This is a genomic window from Onishia taeanensis, assembly GCF_013349955.1.
In the GTDB taxonomy this organism is placed as follows: domain Bacteria; phylum Pseudomonadota; class Gammaproteobacteria; order Pseudomonadales; family Halomonadaceae; genus Onishia; species Onishia taeanensis_B.
In genome coordinates, this window is record NZ_JABVXC010000001.1 from 50902 (window position 1) to 70685 (window position 19784).

At 57.6% G+C, this 19784-nt stretch carries 21 protein-coding genes; 12 read left to right on the forward strand and 9 right to left on the reverse strand.

The features are described from left to right. The first annotated feature begins 49 nt into the window (after positions 1-49). Both HUS66_RS00255 and HUS66_RS00260 read left to right on the forward strand, forming a co-directional pair. Positions 50-769 carry an ABC transporter permease gene (locus tag HUS66_RS00255; RefSeq protein WP_175068999.1) on the forward strand — a complete coding sequence of 240 codons (720 nt, stop codon included), beginning with the start codon at positions 50-52 and terminating at the stop codon, positions 767-769. 9 nt (positions 770-778) lie between these two features. Then, a complete protein-coding gene (locus HUS66_RS00260) occupies positions 779-1609 on the forward strand; it encodes an ABC transporter permease (RefSeq protein ID WP_175069000.1) in 831 nt (276 codons plus the stop codon). A 148-nt stretch (positions 1610-1757) separates the two neighbouring features. On the opposite strand, the gene HUS66_RS00265 is transcribed toward HUS66_RS00260, so the two are convergent. The 3 genes from HUS66_RS00265 to HUS66_RS00275 form a co-directional block, all read right to left on the reverse strand. Then, positions 1758-2525 (reverse strand): class II aldolase/adducin family protein, encoded by a 768-nt coding sequence (locus HUS66_RS00265; RefSeq protein WP_175069001.1) that lies wholly within the window; start codon positions 2523-2525, stop codon positions 1758-1760. 119 nt (positions 2526-2644) lie between these two features. After that, a complete protein-coding gene (locus HUS66_RS00270; protein WP_175069002.1) occupies positions 2645-3601 on the reverse strand; it encodes an NAD(P)-dependent oxidoreductase in 957 nt (318 codons plus the stop codon). A 122-nt stretch (positions 3602-3723) separates the two neighbouring features. Next, positions 3724-4305: a helix-turn-helix domain-containing protein gene (locus HUS66_RS00275; RefSeq protein ID WP_175069003.1), complete on the reverse strand. Its 582-nt coding sequence runs from the start codon at positions 4303-4305 to the stop codon at positions 3724-3726. 60 nt (positions 4306-4365) lie between these two features. Between HUS66_RS00275 and rhtA the strand changes: the two genes are divergently transcribed. From rhtA to HUS66_RS00310, 7 genes are all read left to right on the forward strand, one after another. Beyond that, positions 4366-5244 (forward strand): threonine/homoserine exporter RhtA, encoded by an 879-nt coding sequence (gene rhtA / locus HUS66_RS00280; RefSeq protein WP_175069004.1) that lies wholly within the window; start codon positions 4366-4368, stop codon positions 5242-5244. A 143-nt stretch (positions 5245-5387) separates the two neighbouring features. After that, on the forward strand, positions 5388-5918 hold the full coding sequence (locus tag HUS66_RS00285) for a helix-turn-helix domain-containing protein (protein WP_175069005.1): 531 nt from the start codon (positions 5388-5390) through the stop codon (positions 5916-5918). Continuing rightward, a complete protein-coding gene (locus tag HUS66_RS00290; RefSeq protein WP_175069006.1) occupies positions 5915-6640 on the forward strand; it encodes an AzlC family ABC transporter permease in 726 nt (241 codons plus the stop codon). Before HUS66_RS00285 ends, HUS66_RS00290 begins: the two co-directional genes overlap by 4 nt. Further along, entirely contained in the window at positions 6633-6977 is a 345-nt protein-coding gene (locus tag HUS66_RS00295; protein ID WP_175069007.1) for an AzlD domain-containing protein, read from the forward strand. The genes HUS66_RS00290 and HUS66_RS00295 overlap by 8 nt, the downstream gene beginning before the upstream one ends. Before the next feature lie 163 nt (positions 6978-7140). Next, positions 7141-7743: a sigma-70 family RNA polymerase sigma factor gene (locus tag HUS66_RS00300; RefSeq protein WP_175069008.1), complete on the forward strand. Its 603-nt coding sequence runs from the start codon at positions 7141-7143 to the stop codon at positions 7741-7743. Continuing rightward, positions 7740-8531 (forward strand): anti-sigma factor, encoded by a 792-nt coding sequence (locus tag HUS66_RS00305; protein WP_175069009.1) that lies wholly within the window; start codon positions 7740-7742, stop codon positions 8529-8531. Before HUS66_RS00300 ends, HUS66_RS00305 begins: the two co-directional genes overlap by 4 nt. Positions 8532-8654: 123 nt before the next feature. Next, a complete protein-coding gene (locus HUS66_RS00310) occupies positions 8655-9086 on the forward strand; it encodes a DUF7282 domain-containing protein (RefSeq protein ID WP_175069010.1) in 432 nt (143 codons plus the stop codon). Between the two features lie 301 nt (positions 9087-9387). Here HUS66_RS00310 and HUS66_RS00315 read toward each other — a convergent pair whose 3' ends face one another. Then, positions 9388-9900 (reverse strand): opioid growth factor receptor-related protein, encoded by a 513-nt coding sequence (locus HUS66_RS00315; RefSeq protein WP_175069011.1) that lies wholly within the window; start codon positions 9898-9900, stop codon positions 9388-9390. 288 nt (positions 9901-10188) lie between these two features. On the opposite strand from HUS66_RS00315, the gene HUS66_RS00320 reads away from it, so the two are divergent. From HUS66_RS00320 to HUS66_RS00330, 3 genes are all read left to right on the forward strand, one after another. Then, positions 10189-11337 carry a PD-(D/E)XK nuclease family protein gene (locus HUS66_RS00320; protein WP_175069012.1) on the forward strand — a complete coding sequence of 383 codons (1149 nt, stop codon included), beginning with the start codon at positions 10189-10191 and terminating at the stop codon, positions 11335-11337. Positions 11338-11589: 252 nt separating this feature from the next. Further along, positions 11590-13014, forward strand: coding sequence for a DNA-3-methyladenine glycosylase 2 family protein (locus HUS66_RS00325; protein ID WP_175069013.1), 1425 nt, complete (start codon positions 11590-11592; stop codon positions 13012-13014). Further along, positions 13004-13495: a methylated-DNA--[protein]-cysteine S-methyltransferase gene (locus HUS66_RS00330; protein WP_175069014.1), complete on the forward strand. Its 492-nt coding sequence runs from the start codon at positions 13004-13006 to the stop codon at positions 13493-13495. Before HUS66_RS00325 ends, HUS66_RS00330 begins: the two co-directional genes overlap by 11 nt. A 70-nt stretch (positions 13496-13565) precedes the next feature. Here the strand turns inward: HUS66_RS00330 and HUS66_RS00335 are convergent, their stop codons facing one another. The 5 genes from HUS66_RS00335 to HUS66_RS00355 all read right to left on the reverse strand — a co-directional run bounded on the left by HUS66_RS00335 (position 13566) and on the right by HUS66_RS00355 (position 19743). Beyond that, the gene (locus HUS66_RS00335; RefSeq protein ID WP_175069015.1) at positions 13566-13979 is read right to left on the reverse strand and encodes a type II toxin-antitoxin system VapC family toxin; all 414 of its coding nucleotides are present in this window, start codon (positions 13977-13979) and stop codon (positions 13566-13568) included. Continuing rightward, positions 13976-14218: a FitA-like ribbon-helix-helix domain-containing protein gene (locus HUS66_RS00340; RefSeq protein WP_175069016.1), complete on the reverse strand. Its 243-nt coding sequence runs from the start codon at positions 14216-14218 to the stop codon at positions 13976-13978. Before HUS66_RS00340 ends, HUS66_RS00335 begins: the two co-directional genes overlap by 4 nt. A 516-nt stretch (positions 14219-14734) precedes the next feature. After that, positions 14735-15694 (reverse strand): hypothetical protein, encoded by a 960-nt coding sequence (locus tag HUS66_RS00345; RefSeq protein WP_175069017.1) that lies wholly within the window; start codon positions 15692-15694, stop codon positions 14735-14737. Positions 15695-15788: 94 nt separating this feature from the next. Next, positions 15789-16766, reverse strand: coding sequence for a DUF4917 family protein (locus tag HUS66_RS00350; protein WP_175069018.1), 978 nt, complete (start codon positions 16764-16766; stop codon positions 15789-15791). Positions 16767-16818: 52 nt separating this feature from the next. Further along, a complete protein-coding gene (locus HUS66_RS00355) occupies positions 16819-19743 on the reverse strand; it encodes a DEAD/DEAH box helicase (protein WP_175069019.1) in 2925 nt (974 codons plus the stop codon). Positions 19744-19784 lie beyond the last annotated feature (41 nt).

A 19784-nucleotide genomic window follows, 5' to 3' on the forward strand; every position in this document is an offset into this window, starting at 1 on the left:
ACTTGGACATCCGTTGGACATCCGTTACTCACAAGGATAATCGCCACCCATGACGACCATCTTCGACTTAAGCCTGCTGGCCTTTGAGCCCCCCGGCTGGGGCAAGGTGCTGCTGGTCGGGTTTCTGCGCTCGATCGAGCTGGCGGCAGGTGGCTATCTGCTGGGCATCCTGATCGGCATCTTCGGCGCCACCGGCAAGCTCTACGGCAACAAGGTCGTCCGCGACCTGCTGGAAATCTACACCATGGTGATCCGCGCCGTGCCCGAACTGGTACTGATGCTGCTGTTCTACTATGTCGGCACCGACCTGCTGAGCCGGGCCTCGACCGCCATGGGCTTCGGCAGTGTCAATATCGACGGCCTGACCGCCGGCATCCTGGTCATCGGCCTGGTACAGGGCGGCTATGCGACCGAGGTCATTCGCGGTGCCATTCTGGCCATTCCTCGCGGCCAGATCGAAGCGGCCCATGCCTTCGGCATGCCGCCCAGCAAGGTGCTGCGCCGGGTCACGCTGCCGGCCATGACGCCGCATGCCCTGCCCGGCATGGCCAACCTGTGGATGATCGCCACCAAGGATACGGCACTGCTGGCCGTGATCGGCTTCAGTGAACTGACCCTGGTGACCCGCCAGGCCGCCGGTGCCACCCAGTCCTACATCATGTTCTTCCTGGCCGCGGGCGTGCTTTACCTGGCGCTGACGCTGGTGTCGAACCTCGCCCTGCGCCGCTTCGAGCGCTACGCACGGCGTGGTCTTGTCTCCGCACGCTGACTTCAAGGAATGCCTGTGTCTGAACCCCACTCTCTCGCCTCGCTCGTGCGCCCCTCGCGAACGAGCCCAATCACCAAGCTGTCGGGCCTGCTCGAGCCCCATCGCCTCATTCTGCTGGCGCTGTTCATAGCAGGCCTGGTGGCCGCGATCCTGTTGATGGACTGGAGCTGGCTGCCCCGCTACCTGCCCAAGCTCTGGGAAGGCCTGCAGATAACCCTGATCATGCTGTTTTCGAGCGTGGTCGTGGGCTTTCTGTTTGCCCTGCCCCTAGGGCTTGCGCAGGTCAGCGGTGTCTGGCCGCTGCGCTGGCTGGCCACCGGTTTCTGCACCGTGATTCGCGGCACCCCGCTGCTTCTGCAGCTGTGGCTGTTCTATTTCGGCCTGGGCGCCCTGTTCGGTCAGTTCCCCGAGATCCGCGACTCCTGGGCCTGGGACTACCTGCGCCAAGCCTGGCCCTATGGCTTCATCGCCCTGACCGTGTCGTTCGCCGCCTACCAGGGCGAGATCATGCGCGGCGCCTTTGCTGGCGTGCCCCACGGCGAGCTGGAAGCCGCCGAGGCCTTCGGCATGTCTCGGCTCAAGGTCTTCACCCGCGTCTGGTTCCCGCGTGCCCTGCACCGCGCCCTGCCGACGCTGACCGGCGAGATCATCCTGCAGCTGAAGTCCACACCGCTGGTCGCCACCATCACGGTGATGGATCTCTATGCGGTGATCACCCAAGTGCGCCAGACCACCTACCTGACCTACGAACCGCTGCTGTTCCTGGTCGCCGTCTATCTGTGCCTGAGCGGCATCCTGATCGTCGGCCTGCGCTGGCTCGAGAACCGCGTGCCGCACTAGCGGCCGCCTTGCCGGCTTCACTGGCAGCCAGAACCGGTGAACCACGACGATGCACCACAAAAAAGGGGGCGGCCCAATGGCCACCCCCTTTTCCCGTACTGCCAGGCGCGTCCTGCTGGCGTCTCGCCGTGCGCCCCGTCTATGCCACTCAGTCCCTGTAGCTCGGGTCCAGCGCCTCGAGGGTGCGCAGATGTGCCGCCCATTCGAGCTCGAGATCGCCATCTTCATGGATGGTCTGATCGTACTGGCGGGCCACATGGCGGGCGGTGTCTTCCGATACCAGCCGCAGCGGCTGGCCGGTGGACTGCGCCGCCACCTGCAGCTCGCAGGCGCGCTCGAGATAGAACATATTGTTGAACATCTCGGCGGCCGAGGCCCCGGTGGTCAACAGGCCGTGGTTGCGCAGTATCAGCGCCGGGTTGTTGCCAAGGCTTGCCACGATACGTTCGCGCTCGGCCAGGTCCAGGGCGATGCCTTCGTAGTCGTGGTAGGACACCCGCTCATGGAACTGCAGCGCGATCTGGTTGAGCCGCGTCTCGAGGCCGTCTTCCAGCGATGAGACCGCCACCCCGGCCCGCGTATGGGTATGCATTACCCAGGCCGCGTCATGGCTGGCGCCATGGATCGCCGAATGGATGGTGAAACCGGCTGGGTTCACCGCCTCCGGGCTGTCATCGACCTTGCGGCCGTCGACGTCGATCTTCACCAGCGAGGAGGCGGTGATCTCTTCCCAGCGCCAGCCATAGGGATTGATCAAAAAGTGGCCTTTCTCACCCGGTACCCGCGCGGTGATATGGGTGTAGATCAGGTCCGTCATGCGGTAGTGAGCGGCCAGTCGATAGCAGGCCGCCAGCGCGATGCGGGCCTCTCGTTCGGTGTTGCTGATCGTGGCACGCTTGGGCTGATCGAGGCTCATCGGACGCTCCTTAGCGAAAATTCCGTAGCGAAAGCTCTTTGGCAAGAGCCAGTTAGCAAGAGCTCCTTGACGAGAGCTCATTAGCCAACGCCCTTCTAGGCCAAAAGAAAGGGCTGGCCTCAGTAACCGCGGGCACGGTCGACGCCCATCGCCAGCGGCTGGTTGTCGCGCAGGGCACGGGCGGTGTCGATGACCTGCCCCGCGACCACCTCCGGCAGGGAGTCACTGGCGATGTGCGGCGTGATGCGCAGGCGCTCATTCTGCCAGAAGGGATGATCGGCAGGCAGCGGCTCTTCCCGGAAGACATCCAGGCTTGCTCCAGCCAGTTGGCCACTCTCGAGGGCCTCGACCAGATCGTCTTCGACCAGATGCTCGCCGCGGCCGATCTGCACCAGCCAAGCGCCCTTGGCGAGCGTCGTGAACAGGGCCCTGCCGAGCACGTTCTCGGTAGATGCCGTCAGCGGTAGCACATTGATCAGATAATCGGCGCCATTTGATGCCTCCATCACCGCACGCTCGCCGGTCAGGTAGGTCACGCCCTTGACCGGCGCCTCAGGCTGGCTGCGGCAGGCCACGCGCACGGAAAAACCCAGCGCGGCCACCGCCTCGACCACGGCGCGCCCCATGGTGCCATGCCCCAGCACTGCCACCTTGGCGGAGGCCGGCGCCCGCATCGGCAGCGGCTCCCAGTGGGCCTTGGTGGCATTACGCTCAAGCGTTGCGAACTCGCGTTCGCGGTGGAGCACCTCGTGCGCGGCAAAGCCTGCCATCAGGTCGGCCTGATGCGGGTCGCGCACCCGGGCGATCTGCACCTCATCGCCAAGACCTGGGTGCGCCAGCAGGGCATCGACCCCGGCGCCGATCGACATCGCCAGCGTCAGGTTGGGGTAGGCCGCGAAGGCCTGCTCGCTGGGCAACCAGCAGATCGCAAAGCGCACATCTTCAGGGTTGTCGATGTCGTGCGGGTGACGCAGAACGACGTCATCGGCAGCGCTGCGCAGAGCGTCACCATAGACGGCATCCAGGTCGAGTGAATCACTCAGATAGACGCCCAGGATCGGGTTCGCGTTGGTCATGCAGCTTCCTTCGATTCACATTACAGATGAGCAGTGGCTGCCAAGCAGCCTCTTGTTACCCAAATGTATAATAAATCGCGCCATGGTTCTATGGCCGCTGGGATTTAACTCCGCTAACCGGCTCAATGCAGCACGTTGCGAATGAAGCGCAGCGTGTCTTCACCCTCGTTGCTGTAGGCGTAGGGCTGGTCGCTCGGGAAGACGTGGAACTCCCCCTCCACGAGAGTGCGCGTCTCGTCGCCGATACGCAGCGTCAGGGTGCCCTCGACCACTACGATCATCTCGTGCCAGCCATCCGCGTCAGGCTCGGAGGCATAGCGCTCACCCGGCGCCAGCTGCCAACGCCACAGTTCGACTTCCCGCGTCGCCTTGCTGGCCAGTAGCCGACCATAGCTTTGCGGTGAACGCCCGGCCCAGGCGACCTCATCGATATAGGCGGAATCCTCGGTTTCCGGCGGCTGCACCAGCACGTGGAAGATCACCCCCAGCGCCTCGGCCAGCCGATCGAGCGTGGTCAGGCTGACATTGACGTCGCCGCGCTCGATGCTCACCAGCATCCGCCGACTAACCCCGGCTGCCTCGGCCAGCGCCTGCTGGCTGAGCCCGGCGTCCTGGCGCAGCCGGCGCACATTGGCCGCCACATGCACCAGCACGTCTGGACGCGATGTTTCTTCGCCGCCCCCATTGTGCAATATACTGCTCATCGCTACACTTCCTGGCACTGAAACGTGATTCACTGACACTCAATAGAAGGGGAGCGTAGCATGAGTGCATCTATGCGGGCCCGGCTGTGGCCGGTGGCGATCCTGATCGTGGCGATGACCTCGATCCAGAGCGGCGCCTCGCTTGCCACCTCGCTGTTTCCGGCCATCGGCCCGACCGGCACCACCGCCATGCGCCTGCTGATCGCCTCCCTCATCCTGCTGGCCGTGCTGCGCCCCTGGCGGCGCCGGGTCAATGCCCGCGGCTGGCGCACCATCGCGATCTACGGCGCCGCACTTGGGCTGATGAACCTGCTCTTCTATCAGGCGCTGAATCGCATTCCGTTGGGTATCGCCGTGGCCCTGGAGTTCACCGGCCCGTTGGCGGTGGCCCTGCTCAACTCCCGGCGCTGGCTCGACCTGTGCTGGGTGGCGATGGCGATCAGCGGGCTGATCTTGTTGCTGCTGCTCGGCGGCGAGAGCGGCTGGGACGTGGACCCGGTGGGCGCCGCCTATGCGCTGGGCGCCGGGGTCTGTTGGGCGCTGTATATCCTGTTCGGCCAGAAGGCCGGCACCGATCACGGCACCCAGACCGCCGCGCTCGGCATCACCATCGCCGCGCTGATCTTCTTCCCGATCGGGCTCGTCGAGGTCGGCACCGCGATGTTCTCGCCGGCGCTCTTGCCGCTGGCCTTGGGGGTGGCGGTGCTCTCCACCGCCTTGCCTTACACCCTCGAGATGATCGCCATGCCGAAGCTTCCGACTCACACCTTCGGCACCCTGATGAGCCTGGAACCCGCCGTCGCGGCGCTTTCCGGCCTCGTCTTCCTCGGCCAGGCATTGAGCCTGACCCAGTGGCTGGCGATCGGCCTGGTGATCGCCGCCTCCATCGGCACCACCCTGACCGGCCAGAAGCCTGTGCCCGTCGTGGCGGCCGGCTGACGCCCTGAACGACTGAGTCACGCCAGCCTGGGCTTGACAATGCTTCGTTCCTTTTATAGAACGTTCTTTATATAGAACACTCTTTATATTGAACATCGCCTGCCATGAGCAGGCGTGGAACGAACACTCAAGGAGCGCGCCACATGGACCGTCTCTCGCTCGGCACCCTGGGCCAGCACCTGCAGCGGCTACGCCAGGAAAAGGGACTGTCGCTGTCGCAGCTAGCCGCTGCCGCCGGCATCGCCAAGTCGAATCTGTCACGCCTCGAGCAGGGCAACGGCAACCCGACTCTGGACACCATCTGGCGCCTGGCAGTGCAGTTAAATGTGCCCTTCGGCACCCTGGTGGCGCCGATCGCCGTGCCCCTGGGCGAAGACGGCGTACAGGTACGGCTGATCGACCAGGGCAAGGACCGGCCCCAGGTGGATGTCTACTGGATGCGCTGCGCGCCCCACACCTCGCGCCATGCCGAAGCGCATACGCCGGGTGCCCAGGAGACCCTCACCCTTATCAGCGGGACGCTGGAGGCGGGCTCGGAAGACGCGACCCGCGTGCTGCGGGCCGGCGACACCCTCGCCTTTGCGGCCGACCGACCGCACCTCTACCGCACCCATGAGGACTGGGCAACGCTGCTGGTCACCATCGTCTACGCCGCTGGAGAAACCGCCCCATGAGCCGGCAAGCCATCTCGCCCCGGCCCTGGCTGATCGGCCTACGCGAGGCCATTCCACTGCTGGGCGGCTATGTGCCGGTAGCCGTCTCCTTCGGCCTGATCAGTGTGCAGGCCGGTTTCAGCCCCTGGGAGGCGGTCGTCGTCTCGACACTGATCTATGCCGGCGCTTCACAGTTCCTCTTCGTCGGCATGGTCGCTGGCGGCGCGTCCCTGTGGCTGGTGATCGCCATGACGTTGCTGATCAACCTACGCCATGTCGTTTATGGCCCCAACCTGGCGCCCTGGCTGACCGCCAGCCGCTGGTGGCCCTGGCTGATGCACGGCCTGACCGACCAAGTCTTCGCCTTGGCCCATCACCGCCTGCCGCAACTGCCCGCAGCGCAGCGCCTCGGCTGGTTCACCGGGGCCGCCTTGCTGGCCTGGGCGAGCTGGATCGCCGGCACCGCCCTGGGCGCCGTGGCCGGTAACTGGCTAATGGCCCGCTGGCCGCTGCTCGGCGAGATCATGCCCTTCGCCCTGCCGGCGCTCTTCCTGGTGCTGGTGATACCCCGCTTCACCTCCTGGCGCTGGAGCCTGGCACTGGGCAGCAGCATCCTGGTGGCCCTGCTGTGCACCCTGGCCGGCTACACCAACCTCGGCATCCCCTTCGCCGCCGCCTGCGGGGCCTTATGCTTCTATCTGGTGAAGGCCGATGCCGCTTCGGCGGGAGCCAACAATGAGTAACGCCCTCTGGCTAGCCATGCTGGCCTCGGCCATCGGTACCCTGCTACTGCGCATGATTCCTCTGCTGTGGATGCGCCGCAGACTCAGCAGACACGACGGCGAGAGTGGCGGCGAGGCCCTGCCCCAGTGGCTTGGCATTCTGGGTCCGCTGATGATCGCCGCGCTTTTCGGCGTATCGCTGGTGCCGCGCCACCCCGATGCCCTTTCTTGGCTGGCCACCTTGATCGGCGTCGCCGCCACCCTGCTCACCTGGCGGTTCACCCGCTCGCTGGGCTGGCCCATCGCCGCAGGCGTGGCGGCCTTCGGCGCGGTCGTGATCCTTGCAGGCCTCGTCTAGCACCCAGCGCCATCCGCCTACTAACCACTTACGGCCGAACGGCATTGCCATCTTGACCGTCACAAGGCCTAAGCAGCACTCTTGCCGAGTAACCGTCAATATTCAGCAGCCTTTGGCAGTAGCGATTGAATGGCTTGTTGGCTTCACGACTAGAGACCCCTGTATGCCCAATGCTTCGCGGCCTTCCTCGACCGCCGCCGCTTCTTCGCCGCCTGCCTCATCGGCCGGCATTGCGCATCTCTGCGACTTGCTCGAGCACGTGGCCCAGAAGGATCGCCAGGCCTTTGCGGACCTCTATGACGCTACCTCGGCGAAACTTTATGGCGCGGTGCTGCGTATCTTGCGAGACAGAGGCAGCGCCGATGATGTGTTACAGGAAGCCTACGTAAAGATCTGGCAGCAGGCCGCCGTCTTCGACGCAGGGCGCGCCTCGCCCATCACCTGGATGGTGACCATCGCCCGCCACCTGGCCATCGACGAGCTACGCCGCCAACCCAAGGGCTATCGGGAACCCGAGGAAAGCCTGGCGCAAACGCCCGACGAGGGGCCATCCGCTCAGGATGAGCTGCACCAGGAGCAGGATGCCCGGCGCCTGTATCACTGCCTCGATACCCTCGAGGACGGCCGCCAGGAAATGGTCAGGCTCGCCTACCTGGAAGGCTGGTCCCGGGCTGACCTGGCCACACATTTCGACCAGCCGGTGAATACCGTCAAGACATGGCTGCATCGCGCACTTAAGCAGCTCAAGGGGTGCCTGGCATCATGACCCAACACGACGATCTCGACATGCTGGCCGCCGAGTACGCACTGGGCACCCTGGACGCCGATACCCGCGCCGACGTCGCCAGGCGGCGCCAGCAAGAGCCCGAACTGGAGGCACTGATTCAGGCCTGGGAAGCGCGCCTCGCGCCCCTGGGCGACGAAGCCGTCGCCGTCGCTCCCGGCCCCGAGCTCAAGGAAAGAATCGAACAGCGCATCCGAACCATCGAAGCCGAGGCCCAGCGGCCGCAAGCCGAACAGGCACCGACCCAGAAGCCAGAACAGGCCGCGACGAGTGCGAGCGACCAGTCCCAGGTCGCGACCCTGCGGCGGCGGCTGGTCCGCTGGCAATGGAGTACCGGCCTTGCCACCGCCGCGGCCCTGGTGCTCGCCGTTATCCTGGCCGGGCCGCTGAACAAGGCGCCAAGCGATCCTTCGTTTGTGGCCGTGTTCCAGGAAGACGACCGCCAGCCGGCGTTCATGCTGTCCGTCGACCTTTCCAATAAGCAATTGAATGTATTGCCGGTGTCCGCCGAACCGCTAGCCAACAAGTCCTACCAGCTGTGGATCAAGGAAGACTCGCTCGGGCCCAATCCCCGCTCGGTGGGGGTGCTGAACGACGACCTGAGCCTGGATGCCGACGCCCTGAGCGACTATGACTCGGCGCTTCTGAAGCGCGCGACCTTCGGCATCAGCATCGAACCCAGCGGCGGCTCCCCCACCGGCCAGCCCACGGGCCCCGCTATTCACGGCTACCTCTACCCCACCGGCCAGGCCGGCGCTCAGCGGCTGTAATTTTTTTCACTGAGCCTGAAACCCTGCATGCGCTCCTTGCGTAACTACCTACACACCCACTTGAGCCACCAGGCTCAAGTGGGCTGTGACCCGATAGCGACGACAGACCAAGGAGAGAGAAAAATGATCAACAAACTGATGGCAAGCGCCTTCGTATCCGTTTCTCTGCTCGCCGGTGCCGGCTTCGCACAGGCTGCCGACCACGGCGACATGCACCCAGCAGTGTGGGCCGATGATCAATCCGTTTCAGGCGGTACCGTGACGGCAGAGAAAGTCATGGCCAACGAGAACGGTTGGCTGGTCGTCCACCGCACCGGCGAAGACATGAAGCCGGGGCCGGTGGTTGGCTATGCGCCGCTCAAGGAAGGCGAAAACATGGACGTGGCCGCAATACTTACCGAAGACGTCATGCCCGGCGATCACCTGATGCTGATGGTGCACAGCGAAGAAGGCGGCATGAAGACCGGCGCCTTTGAGTACACCCTGGGCGCCAAAGAAGACGGCCCGATCAAGATGGATGGCAACCTGGTGATGAAGGTCATTACCGCCGAATAATTCCATCGTTTCATCGCGATATCTCGGGGCCGCCTTTAGCGGCCCCGTTGCGTTTTAGCTTATTCCCTCTGTTACCCCAAGCTTTCGCTCTCCCCTGCCAATCCGCCGCAGAGAAGCAATACGCCATACATCGGCAGTCTCCCTGTTGAGCTCTCCTTGTTGAGTTCAGCTTGTGGCTCTCAACCACGGAAACGATATCCACTCAGTCGTGGCCAAGATTCGCCGGATGGCGTCGGCAGGCCTGCCAGGTGCGACGAGCGTCCAAGCGCCCTGATGACGCCTCATTCCAAGGAGAAAAGCATCAGGTGTTCGTGGCCGCTTGCCAGTAAGCAAGGGACTGCTCGGAGACCACACCCTGCGTGGTACCGATCTCGATCACCGCCTGCTGGAAGGCGGCCGCCAGCTCGGGCTGGTGGCAAAGATGCAGGCTGCGGATGATCCGTGAGATCCTCAGGTGGTTATGGCCACCGCGCTTCAGCCAGATATGTTCCCGCATATTGAGCTCGGGTAGCGCTTCGATGACGAGTTCCCTGCGCGTCAATCCGAAGAATGCCAGCATGGTATCCAGTGAGCGCCGCTGATTGGCTCGCAGGGTTTCATCCTCGGCAAAGGCGGCACGCGCAATCTCTCCCAGCAGCGGAGCGAAGCTGTTAAAGCGCCCTGCCTCGGGAATCGGAAACAGCCATTGGATATAGTCGTGGGTATGTTCCAGCCAGAACGGCGACAGCACCCAGATGTCGTGAATGCGCCGCCCTTGGTGATCATCGCCTTCGCCGCGATAGAAGGCGATGAGCTGCATATCGGGGTTGCTCATTGCTGTCGTCCTTGAGGGAATGGTGCTTCAGCAAAGTGAGTGAGTTCTGCTTACTTGCCGTTTCAGGGATGCCAAAAACATAAGGATAATCTAATATTGGTTCCCAGTCTTTTATTTCCCGAGCCAATGGGCGAGTGCCGTGTTGGACCTAACTCTATCGCCATGATTTCATCGCAAGACTTTTTTGTAACTAAAGGAAAAGTCTAATGGCTATCGCTATACCGCCTGGATGGCGGTCTGGCCACTCGCTGTTACCCATGCCTGCCTCTTATTCTCAGGATTATATTGATGGACGATTCCCTGCTGGTCAGTCTGCGCCGCTATCGGCCCCGAGAAGGCCGCGATAGCCTCGAGGACTACATCACCGAGATTTTCGCTTGGCTGCTCCGCAACTCCCGCGAAGTCGCCGATGCCTTTCTCGACAAGGTCATGGCGCGTTTGCCGGAAGCGAATCGCATCGAGCTACCCAATGCCGACCAGGACGTCACCTGGGACACGCAAACATCCTATCCCGGAGCGCGCCTCGACATGCTTGCCCAATGGCCGGGTGGCGCACTGCTCTTCGAACACAAGGTACATGCCCCTCTCTCGGCCGAGCAGATCAACAAATATCGTGACCTGGCGGCATCGGAATTTCCCGGCCGAGCCGCCCGGGTGATCGTGATCTCCGCCAATACCGGTCAGCATCGGCCGGAAGCCCATGGCTGCCTGTGTTGGGAAGACGTTTATCAGCTGCTACAGGCGAAGCACGAGACGCTGACGGCCCCCACCGAGCAGTTTCATATCGCAAGCTTCCTTGCCCTGTTGAAGCACGAAGGCTTGCATCCGGCGGCGCCGATCAGCCATCAGGCAGTGGCTTTCTACCCGGTGGCGTGGCAGTTCCCAGAACAGTTGGAGAACGTGCTGACGCCACTGGTCCACGAAGCGTGGCCGCTCGTAGAGCGTTATGATGGGCGCGGTATTAGCTCTAGTTGGGGCCGGCTGGGTTTTGAGCTAATCCCTGCGGGTGGCCCACTCGACTGGATGCCGGGCCTGTTCGTCGGCGTGATTCTCGATGGCCGCGACCACCGCGTGGATAAACGGCATACCGACCAGATGATGCTAAGCGTCATCCTCGACTTTTCGTTCGAGCTGCACGACATCTACCCAGGACTGCCGAGCTACCGGCGACTTGTGCAACAACTAGAAGAACTGACGCCCCATAAAGGCTGGCACTTCTATAACCACTTCGAGACGTCCTCGCCCAATCGCCATCACCCCCTGTACCTGGAGACGCCCCTACTCGAGGTGCTACGGGGAACGACCACAATGGAAGAACAGCGCGACGAGATTCGCCACGCCGTTCGTGACGCGATCGACCTACTTCAGCGCAACAACGCCCTGAAGGCACTGACCGACGAGGTCCGACACCAAGCAACGCTCTTGACCAATGCATGAGCTTGAAGCCAATGACGGGTGGGCATAGCGACTTAGGCTGCGCGTCTCTCTTGGCGAAGACCTGCCCCGCTCCCAACGCCAGCGCTTGAGATCCGAAAGGTGCTCGGCATGGCGACCTGGTCGCTGTCGGCCGCGTCGACCTCGGCCGGAGTAGGCTCTCCGACGTTTGCGGCATAGACGTCCGATTCCGGCGAGTCTCGTGACCCTGGCGCGTTACACTGGCGGTGAGACGTCGGAAACAGGAGCACCGACATGCTGGATTCCGCCGAGTGCCGTCAGGCCCGCTTAGCGCGTGATGCCCGCTTCGACGGCCGCTTCGTGGTCGGGGTGACCACCACTGGCATCTACTGCCGGCCGATCTGCCCCGCCAGGCTGCCGCAGGAAGCCAATGTGCGCTACTTCGACGGCCCCCTGACCGCTGCCGAGGCGGGCTTCAGGCCCTGCCTGCGCTGCCGGCCGGACAGCGCACCGGATTCCCCCGCCTGGCGCGGCACCCGCACCACCCTGGAACGCGCACTGCGACTGATCGACGACGGCGCCCTACGCGATGGCTCGCTGGGCGATCTATGCGAGCGCCTCGGCGTCGGCGAGCGTCACCTGCGGCGGCTTTTCCAAGACGCATTCGGTGTCTCGCCCAAGGCCTACGCCCAGTACCGCCAATGCCTGTTCGCCAAGCAGCTGCTGCACCAGACCGCGCTGCCGATCACCGACATCGCCTACGCCAGCGGCTTTCGCAGCCTGAGACGCTTCAACGACGCTTTCGTGACCCGCATCGGCCTGGCGCCGCGGACGCTACGCCGCACGGCCAAGGGCAGCGACAAGGCCAGCCAGTGCAACGAAGCACTGACGCTGTGGCTGGCCTACCGCCCGCCCTATGCCTGGTCGGCGATGCGCGACTTCCATGCCAGCCGCGCCATTCCCGGCCTGGAGTGGGTGGGCGACGACCACTATGGCCGGCATATTCGCTGGGGCGATGAGAAAGCCATCGCCAAGGGCTCCTTCACCGCCGAGCACGTCCCGCAGCGTCACGCCTTCCGGGTCCGGCTCGAGCTCGACGACCTGCGCGCGCTGTCACCGGTAGTGAGGCATATTCGCCGGGTGTTGGACCTGGACGCCGACACCGGAACCATCGAGGCCCACCTGGCCAACGCCTTTCCTGATCTCGCGCTTATCGAGGGACTCAGGCTGCCCGGCCTCTGGTCACCCTTCGAGGCCGGAGTACGCGCCATCCTCGGCCAGCAGGTCTCGACCGATGCCGCCCGGGGCCTGGTCACCCGGCTAGTAGAGGCCCTAGGCGAGCCGGCCGGCGAACTAGGCCGACATTTCCCGACGCCTAATGCCGTCGCCGCTAGCGAACTTAACGAACTGCGCATGCCCGGCGCCCGCAAGGCGACCCTCAAACGCCTCGCCAGCCGGTTCGCCGACGGCAAGGCCGACGAGGACCCGTTGGCCTGGACATCGCTCAAGGGCATCGGGCCCTGGACGGCCCATTATGCGGCGCTGCGCGGCACCAGCGCCCCCGATATCTGGCTGGACGGCGACACCGGCGTGCGCCGCGCCCTGCCCCGCCTGGCGGGCGCCGACCCAGCCCGAGGGGCACCTTGGCGCAGCTACCTGACCCTGCAGCTATGGTCATACGACCCCGAAGCAACGAGGATTCAAGACAATGCACGATGACGCCCTGGACTATTTCCGCCCACCGCAGGCCGAGACACTCGGCTTGATTCGCCTGAGCGCCTCCGACGCCGGGCTGACCGAGATCGCCTTCGTCATGGAAGAGGACGAACCGGCCCGGCCCAACGCCCACACCCAGCAGGCCTGCGCCCAGCTCGCCGAATACTTCGCGGGCCGCCGCCGGACCTTCGCGCTGCCGCTGGCACCGAAAGGCACCGACTTCCAGCGCCGGGTCTGGCAGGCGCTGGCCGACATTCCCTACGGCGAGACGCGCTGCTACGCCGAAATCGCCGAGCAGCTTGGTTGCAAGGGCGGGCAGCGTGCAGTGGGCGCGGCCAACGGTCGAAACCCGCTGGCCATCGTGGTGCCCTGCCACCGGGTGATCGGCAGCGACGGGCACCTCACCGGCTACGCCGGCGGCATCGGCCGCAAGCATTGGCTATTGGCGCATGAGGGCGGCGAAGCTGACTTCGCTCTTAACTGAGCCAAGCAACCGGACCATATAAAGATAAAGGCGGAGTAAGTGCCTACAAGGTACTGTCAGTGGGCCGCTATCAGCCTATTTCCCAAGGGTTGATCGTCTCAAGGCTCAACGTCTCGAAATCTTTAATGTTGCGGGTCGCTAACATCGCGCCATGCTGAATGCAGATAGCCGCAATTTGTGCATCGGCCATGTGAACCTGCCTTCCTACACTCTCGACCTGCTCGGCGAAGTTAACAGCCGCCCCGCCATCGAAGGGAAGGATGCGCCCAGAAAAATCTTCCTCAAACATGGCCGCCGCCATAGCGGCGAAATCACGTTTACGCCTGCCGTTGGGCAGGCGCTCGATGCCGTAGAGAATTTCAGCGACGGTAATAGAGGAAATTGTCACGGAAATGGCATCTTGCCTATCCAGCCAGTCGACGACTCGGGCATCGGGATCAGGCCGCATCAGCTCGGATATCACATTGGTATCAAGAACAATCATGCACCAAAGCCCGTATCACGAGGCTTATCAGCCCTGGGCGATACCTCCAGTTCGATACCCCCCGCCTCTGCGAATCGCTCACGTATGCGACTCCCTAGCCCCTTAGCTTGAGGCTGGTTCAAGGCAGTACGCAGAATGATGCGAACCTCCTCCTCCATGGAATGGCCATGCTTAGCCGCCTGCATGCGAAGCTGGGCCTTCAACTGGTCGTCCAAGTTGCGGATCGTGATCGAAGCCATGCCAGACTCCTCGAATGATTGCATTGATATCAATGATAGCACTAGGCAAACGAGGTCGGCTGTGCAGGGTGGTAGGTTTCTTACTGGCCCTTCATAGAAGCCTCGAGGACATGGAGACTGCCTACATAAGGCCGACCAAGACAGTTACATGAGACGATTAAGAAGGGGATTGAGTGGTGGGAACAGTCAGATTCGGACCTACGACCAAGGGGTTATGAGTTCGCTTTTAAAACAATAAGTTACTGACACGAAAGCAAAAGTAACCGTAATCGAGCGAAAGGTACAGTTCTTTGTAATCAGTAGCTTAGCGAAAGGTGAGGATAGCATACGAAGCGGGTGTGTGTACCGCTCGTGTACCGTTTGTGGCACCCTCTCTCAAGCGGCATGCCTATGAGGGGCATAAGACAGTTTACAACCAAAAGCGATCGTGAAGATGGTTCTGATATAACGGCGGCGTAACGTTCCGATTTGGAGCGCTAACGGGAACTGGCCCATTGACGCGTTGGTGATAAAGTCTCATCCCGCTCCACAAACTAGGCAGAGGCCTTTTTCATTATCCACCAATTTACTATCACAGTTTTCTTCGATACACCGCTCTCCGGAAATCGTTCCAGAGTATGAGCAAACGCAGCAAAAGAAGGCGTTTTCATTAATTCTCTGGTAAGGTTTGAAATACTCATTGTGGTATCCAGGCTCGAAGTAATCGAGATCCGTCAGCACCTCGTAGCAACTAGGACAATTGTATGATTTCCGCCTCTTTTGGAATCCAAAATACCTATCCACTTTTGAGGGCTGCAACTTCCCTACTATAACCCCAAGCTCTGTATGCACTTGAAGTAACACATATGGCTTATGACCCTCATGTTGCCTTATGTAGCGCATAGAGTTTGTCGGTGTTTTGTCAAGATATTCAAACCTAGACCTGAGCCAATTCTTTTCACCGCAAAAGTACTCATGAGCATACAGAATTGTTGCGAGGACACTTTCTGGATTGAGAGATACTTTTTTGTCTACCGTATGCATTATCTTGTTTCGCGAGGCCCTCATTTCTTCATACCTAGTGCGAAACTGATCAGAAAAACGCTCGTTAAAAACAGTATCATGGAGTTTGACTAAGTCTTGCGCATCAATCGACCTAAAAAAGGAAAATGACATATCTTCTTTATCACATTTTTTTGGCCACACCGAGGGATTGCCAGCTAGCAATAAGTAAGGAGAAACAGAAGCAATCCTTCCTTTTATAAAAAATTCCACACCCTGCTGAACCATTGTGAATGAGGTTGTTAAAACTTGCTTCGCCGCTTTCCAATACTGTTCATAATCAGAATCATCAAATTCCTCATCAAGAGCCTCGTAAGCGAAATCTCCAATTTCATCAAACTCCACGAGAAGCCCTGCAACTTGATCCCAAGCAGAGTGGAGCAAGTCTGTCGCTGAGTCGAAAAAGTCTGAGCTTGTGGGGATATCAACTATCACATGCCTTTCCTAAAATCAATAATGCTTGAAGAATATGCGCCTTTGGAATATAGGCGAAACGGTAATATAACGGGCGTCGCCGTGCCTATAATGGTTATGCCCAAACGGGCGTCGATTCAGCCCGGTAAAACTCAACATGTTTACCCAACTTCTCCATGTATGCTTTAGCGTTGGTTTTAGCTCTGGTATTAGCGTCAGAGTGCTCGTCACCATGAATACTGACAAAAACTTTACTCACACGACTTGATCTCACTTGGTCGAAAATATGCTTATCATTTTCATCCATAGAGTGACCATGTATGAACAATGTGCCACTTAGACTCCCCAGCTTCCGATAGCAGAAGTTCAAATATGGATTGTGAGTTATTTTATACTGCTTTTTATGATAAGTTGGCTCAGATACGAACAATGGGAATTTTCCAGCCCTTAAGTTTTTCCTCACTTGCTCAATAATTGTATCACCATCGTCAGTGCATGCATGTTTCTTAATTACTTCACCTGTATCGTATATGTGAAGTCCACCGTGCAGAAAGTGAACTTCTTGGTCAGTTCCGTAACCTTTCCATTGCCGCGGCTTTCTAAAACCATCGTCGGTAGTATAGTTGACAGGTGCAAGGCCGCTTTTATTTCTAGCCCAGTAAAAAAGTAGGTCATAATTTATAGAAAAAATTTGTTTGAACTGTGAGAGAAAAGTCCTGACGGCGATGTATTGATCATCAGTAATTTCACGCGGCAGGTCAGGGTGCGTACGAGAAATGGCATTGATCAAGGCATCCTTTAGTATTCGCCGATCTGAGACAATACGGCCGATCAGTACATTGTCCGGATCGTAATATCTCAAAATTGTCTCCGTAGAGGTGAGTTGACGCGAAACCACTTCGAAATCGTAAGTTCCAAGGGCACCAAAAAGAGGACGAATAACATCTTCTCTATCGCCAAAGTCAGCCGCATCGAGTAGATTCTGATAGTTGAATATGTCTGGATCCCAAGCCTGAGAAAAACCATTTGCAAGCAAAATAGAAGGTTTCTCTCCTTCATCTATCGACTCAATCGCCTCACGGAATGTCAGCACTACTTTCTCCTAGTTTTTTTAGCAAACAACCTTTTGCACTTAGTCAATTTACTCAAGAACCCATAACATAAAAATGTTCATGTCTTTCCCTGATGAGATAATCATCAACTGATCCCAATACATTACCAAGCTTTTCTGTAATCGAGCCAGCAGATATGCCTGGTTGCACTGCAACTACCTTAAAGGTAATTGTCGCTGGTGGAACTTCGCAAACAAGACTTCTAAACAACCCAATATCACCTTTCAAGAAAGTACTTGCACCTTTCTTATCCGTAAACCTCCGGTTAATTCGCTCAAACAACTTAGATGGTCTCGTATAAATTGTACACTTCACTGATTGCCCGCAGACTTCATATACGTCGTCTACTCGATCACCAGGATTTTCACCTTTAGTGCTTTTGCAGTGATAGAATTCTATTAATACGCCTTTGCTATTCTGGGTTATTGTAATGAAATCTGCAACCTCTCCTGTTCCATGATCAAAGTATACGACATCATAATTACCATTAGAGAGGTGTTTGGATAAATAGGATTGAATAGAAATCCCTTTTTCAGAATCTTGATTGCACTCATTCGTTACATCGACATTATTGCCTGCCCAATCAACGGGTATAATGTTCTCCCTGCGAAAATTAAACCCACCCTCATGTGCGGGCATAAAGCTTAACCCATGAAAAGAGGATAACCCCCCAGTATAAAAAACTAGAGGATACTCATTAAGAAAGGCTTCAAGGGTTGACTTATCACTACCTTTCTTAACAAAAAGTACTTTCTCACCTTCTGCTACAAACAAATCACCTCCATCTATAACGTACTTGTATACAAAAACCTCCTCATCTATAAGGACCTTAAATTCTAAACCAGTAGCCGATATTGATTCATGATCTATTACAATATCACAGTCTAAGAGATGACCTGTTCGCCAACCATTGCCCCCCAGATACTCCACCGTATAGATGCCTTTATAGATCTCTCTGTCCCAATCCGCAAACATCACATCTTCAGGTATGGCTTCTAGCTTCTCGCCAACAGAAAGCAGATCTAACCCACACTTAGTGTTTTCATTAGCATCGCTTGTTAACTTTTTGGCGATTGATTTGCACCAAGCGATCAATTCAGGGATTTGGGACGACTTATTGCTCCAAATCTTTGAAGCACTACTAATACCTATTGTGACTTCCTTACCATCATCCTCAGCACTTCCAAAGCAATGTCCCCTATGATACAAGCGAGCATCAGAGGGTTGAATTGCCTTATCAGCTCCAGACCCAGAGATAATACGATATGATTCGCTGGTGCTAGACTTCGATCTATTTCGCATACCGACATTATAGAACTCATGGTTCTTTAATCCGTTGAGCGCTTTATTAATTTGATCAAGCGGGAGGATACTACCACCTCCTGAGGCAACACCCTCCATTATAAGGTCGTAAAAACCAGGTGTTCTTCGAGTAAAACAGAGAAAGACTAACTTAGCCTCTTCATCGTGATAAATAACAAAAGCATCATGCTCAACATTATTGAACCGATCATCTTTACTAAAACCAGACCTTTTAATTTCACGCGTTATATATATCGCAGTATTTAACGTCTCACTTATCCTTTCATGGATAACTTCAATATCTTTCGGCCAATCAATTTGACCCACTAAATCCACATCTCCAGGAACGCTGTAAACCTTGATGTGGTGATAAAATTCCAGGGAGTATAAAGAAAGATCGTCGTATTCATCCCCTTCGAATCTTTCATTTTTATCAAAGGATTCGAGAGCTTCTCTTACAGCTGTTTCTCTCTCAACTCTTGCAGAACTTAGGTTGGCAATCATTTCCTGCCAAACAGCACCTGATCTATAAAGCCTCTCTGACTCAATTTTAATTTCCGAAGGAACCGCAATAAATTTAGCTGGACCTAGGTGCTGACCAGAGGTTCTTGCGAACCTACCAACGAACTGCAAAGTTACCGCGAGTGATTTATGAGGACTATGGACTGCTGCAATCTTTAAATTTGGTAAATCAAATCCTTCACCCAGCATATCAACACATATAATCCCGTCGACGTCTCCGTGCTTTAACTTTTCAATTACTGACTTTACATATCTAAGAGAGTGGTCACCTTTAACAAGCTTAAGATTTAATTCAGTAGTCTCTTTATAAATTTTAGAGAGCTCTGAAGCTCTCTTCTTACTGTCAGTTCTAACCATTATACGGTGGTTGAAGCCATCTATTTTATCTTTTTTATATTGAGACTCAGCCTGCTTAGCGATTGCTACGTCTGCGATTTGATTTTCCTCACTGAGCTCAACTGGTATATATGATATCTCACCAAAAATACCATCATGGTAGGCCTTGGACAAGGAATACGAGTAAATTAACCGCCCCTTGATTTCTTTGTTATCACGCCTAAAAGGCGTTGCAGTGAAAAGTACTTTCTTTGCATCGGGAAAAGCATCAATAATACTTTTCCAAGTTTTGGCAGGGCTATGATGTGCTTCATCAACCAGCACTAAATCAAACAAGTCTTCTGGTGGCTTTGGGATGTTATCAAAAGATGGGCTAATACTTGGGAGTGTTCCAACAACGACATCAAAGTCTCTCATCAACTCCCATTCTTCATCAGCGCCTAGCCTTTCCCTAGTGCTAAACACTTTAGGTGAAGGAACATCATCTTGAAGAGCTTCAATTTTTTTTAGCACCGTTAAAGTTTCAAACTGCTCAGCTATTTGCTCCCGAACTAGCCTACTAGGGGTTATTATAAGGATCCTTTTGGCTCTTAAGAGATAAGCAGCGGCCATAAGAACCGCTGTCTTTCCAGACCCCGTAGGCATTGTTACGATCCCAGGATCTAGTCTATTGGTAAAATGAGCGCCTATTGCATGCAACGCTCCTAGCTGGGCATTCCTATAACCAGGCTGAGCATCACCTACTGCTATTGGCCATAAAAGATTTTTATAATTTTTAGAGAAATACCCTTCACTCATTTTCTAGCCCCCTATAGAAAGAAAATTAATGTGAACAGCGC

Coding starts and splice junctions, on each gene's coding strand:
- HUS66_RS00255 (WP_175068999.1), top strand. CDS start 50: ATGACGACCATCTTCGACTTAAGCCTGCTGGCCTTTGAGCCCCCCGGC.
- HUS66_RS00260 (WP_175069000.1), top strand. CDS start 779: ATGCCTGTGTCTGAACCCCACTCTCTCGCCTCGCTCGTGCGCCCCTCG.
- HUS66_RS00265 (WP_175069001.1), bottom strand. CDS start 2,525: ATGAGCCTCGATCAGCCCAAGCGTGCCACGATCAGCAACACCGAACGA.
- HUS66_RS00270 (WP_175069002.1), bottom strand. CDS start 3,601: ATGACCAACGCGAACCCGATCCTGGGCGTCTATCTGAGTGATTCACTC.
- HUS66_RS00275 (WP_175069003.1), bottom strand. CDS start 4,305: ATGAGCAGTATATTGCACAATGGGGGCGGCGAAGAAACATCGCGTCCA.
- rhtA (WP_175069004.1), top strand. CDS start 4,366: ATGAGTGCATCTATGCGGGCCCGGCTGTGGCCGGTGGCGATCCTGATC.
- HUS66_RS00285 (WP_175069005.1), top strand. CDS start 5,388: ATGGACCGTCTCTCGCTCGGCACCCTGGGCCAGCACCTGCAGCGGCTA.
- HUS66_RS00290 (WP_175069006.1), top strand. CDS start 5,915: ATGAGCCGGCAAGCCATCTCGCCCCGGCCCTGGCTGATCGGCCTACGC.
- HUS66_RS00295 (WP_175069007.1), top strand. CDS start 6,633: ATGAGTAACGCCCTCTGGCTAGCCATGCTGGCCTCGGCCATCGGTACC.
- HUS66_RS00300 (WP_175069008.1), top strand. CDS start 7,141: ATGCCCAATGCTTCGCGGCCTTCCTCGACCGCCGCCGCTTCTTCGCCG.
- HUS66_RS00305 (WP_175069009.1), top strand. CDS start 7,740: ATGACCCAACACGACGATCTCGACATGCTGGCCGCCGAGTACGCACTG.
- HUS66_RS00310 (WP_175069010.1), top strand. CDS start 8,655: ATGATCAACAAACTGATGGCAAGCGCCTTCGTATCCGTTTCTCTGCTC.
- HUS66_RS00315 (WP_175069011.1), bottom strand. CDS start 9,900: ATGAGCAACCCCGATATGCAGCTCATCGCCTTCTATCGCGGCGAAGGC.
- HUS66_RS00320 (WP_175069012.1), top strand. CDS start 10,189: ATGGACGATTCCCTGCTGGTCAGTCTGCGCCGCTATCGGCCCCGAGAA.
- HUS66_RS00325 (WP_175069013.1), top strand. CDS start 11,590: ATGCTGGATTCCGCCGAGTGCCGTCAGGCCCGCTTAGCGCGTGATGCC.
- HUS66_RS00330 (WP_175069014.1), top strand. CDS start 13,004: ATGCACGATGACGCCCTGGACTATTTCCGCCCACCGCAGGCCGAGACA.
- HUS66_RS00335 (WP_175069015.1), bottom strand. CDS start 13,979: ATGATTGTTCTTGATACCAATGTGATATCCGAGCTGATGCGGCCTGAT.
- HUS66_RS00340 (WP_175069016.1), bottom strand. CDS start 14,218: ATGGCTTCGATCACGATCCGCAACTTGGACGACCAGTTGAAGGCCCAG.
- HUS66_RS00355 (WP_175069019.1), bottom strand. CDS start 19,743: ATGAGTGAAGGGTATTTCTCTAAAAATTATAAAAATCTTTTATGGCCA.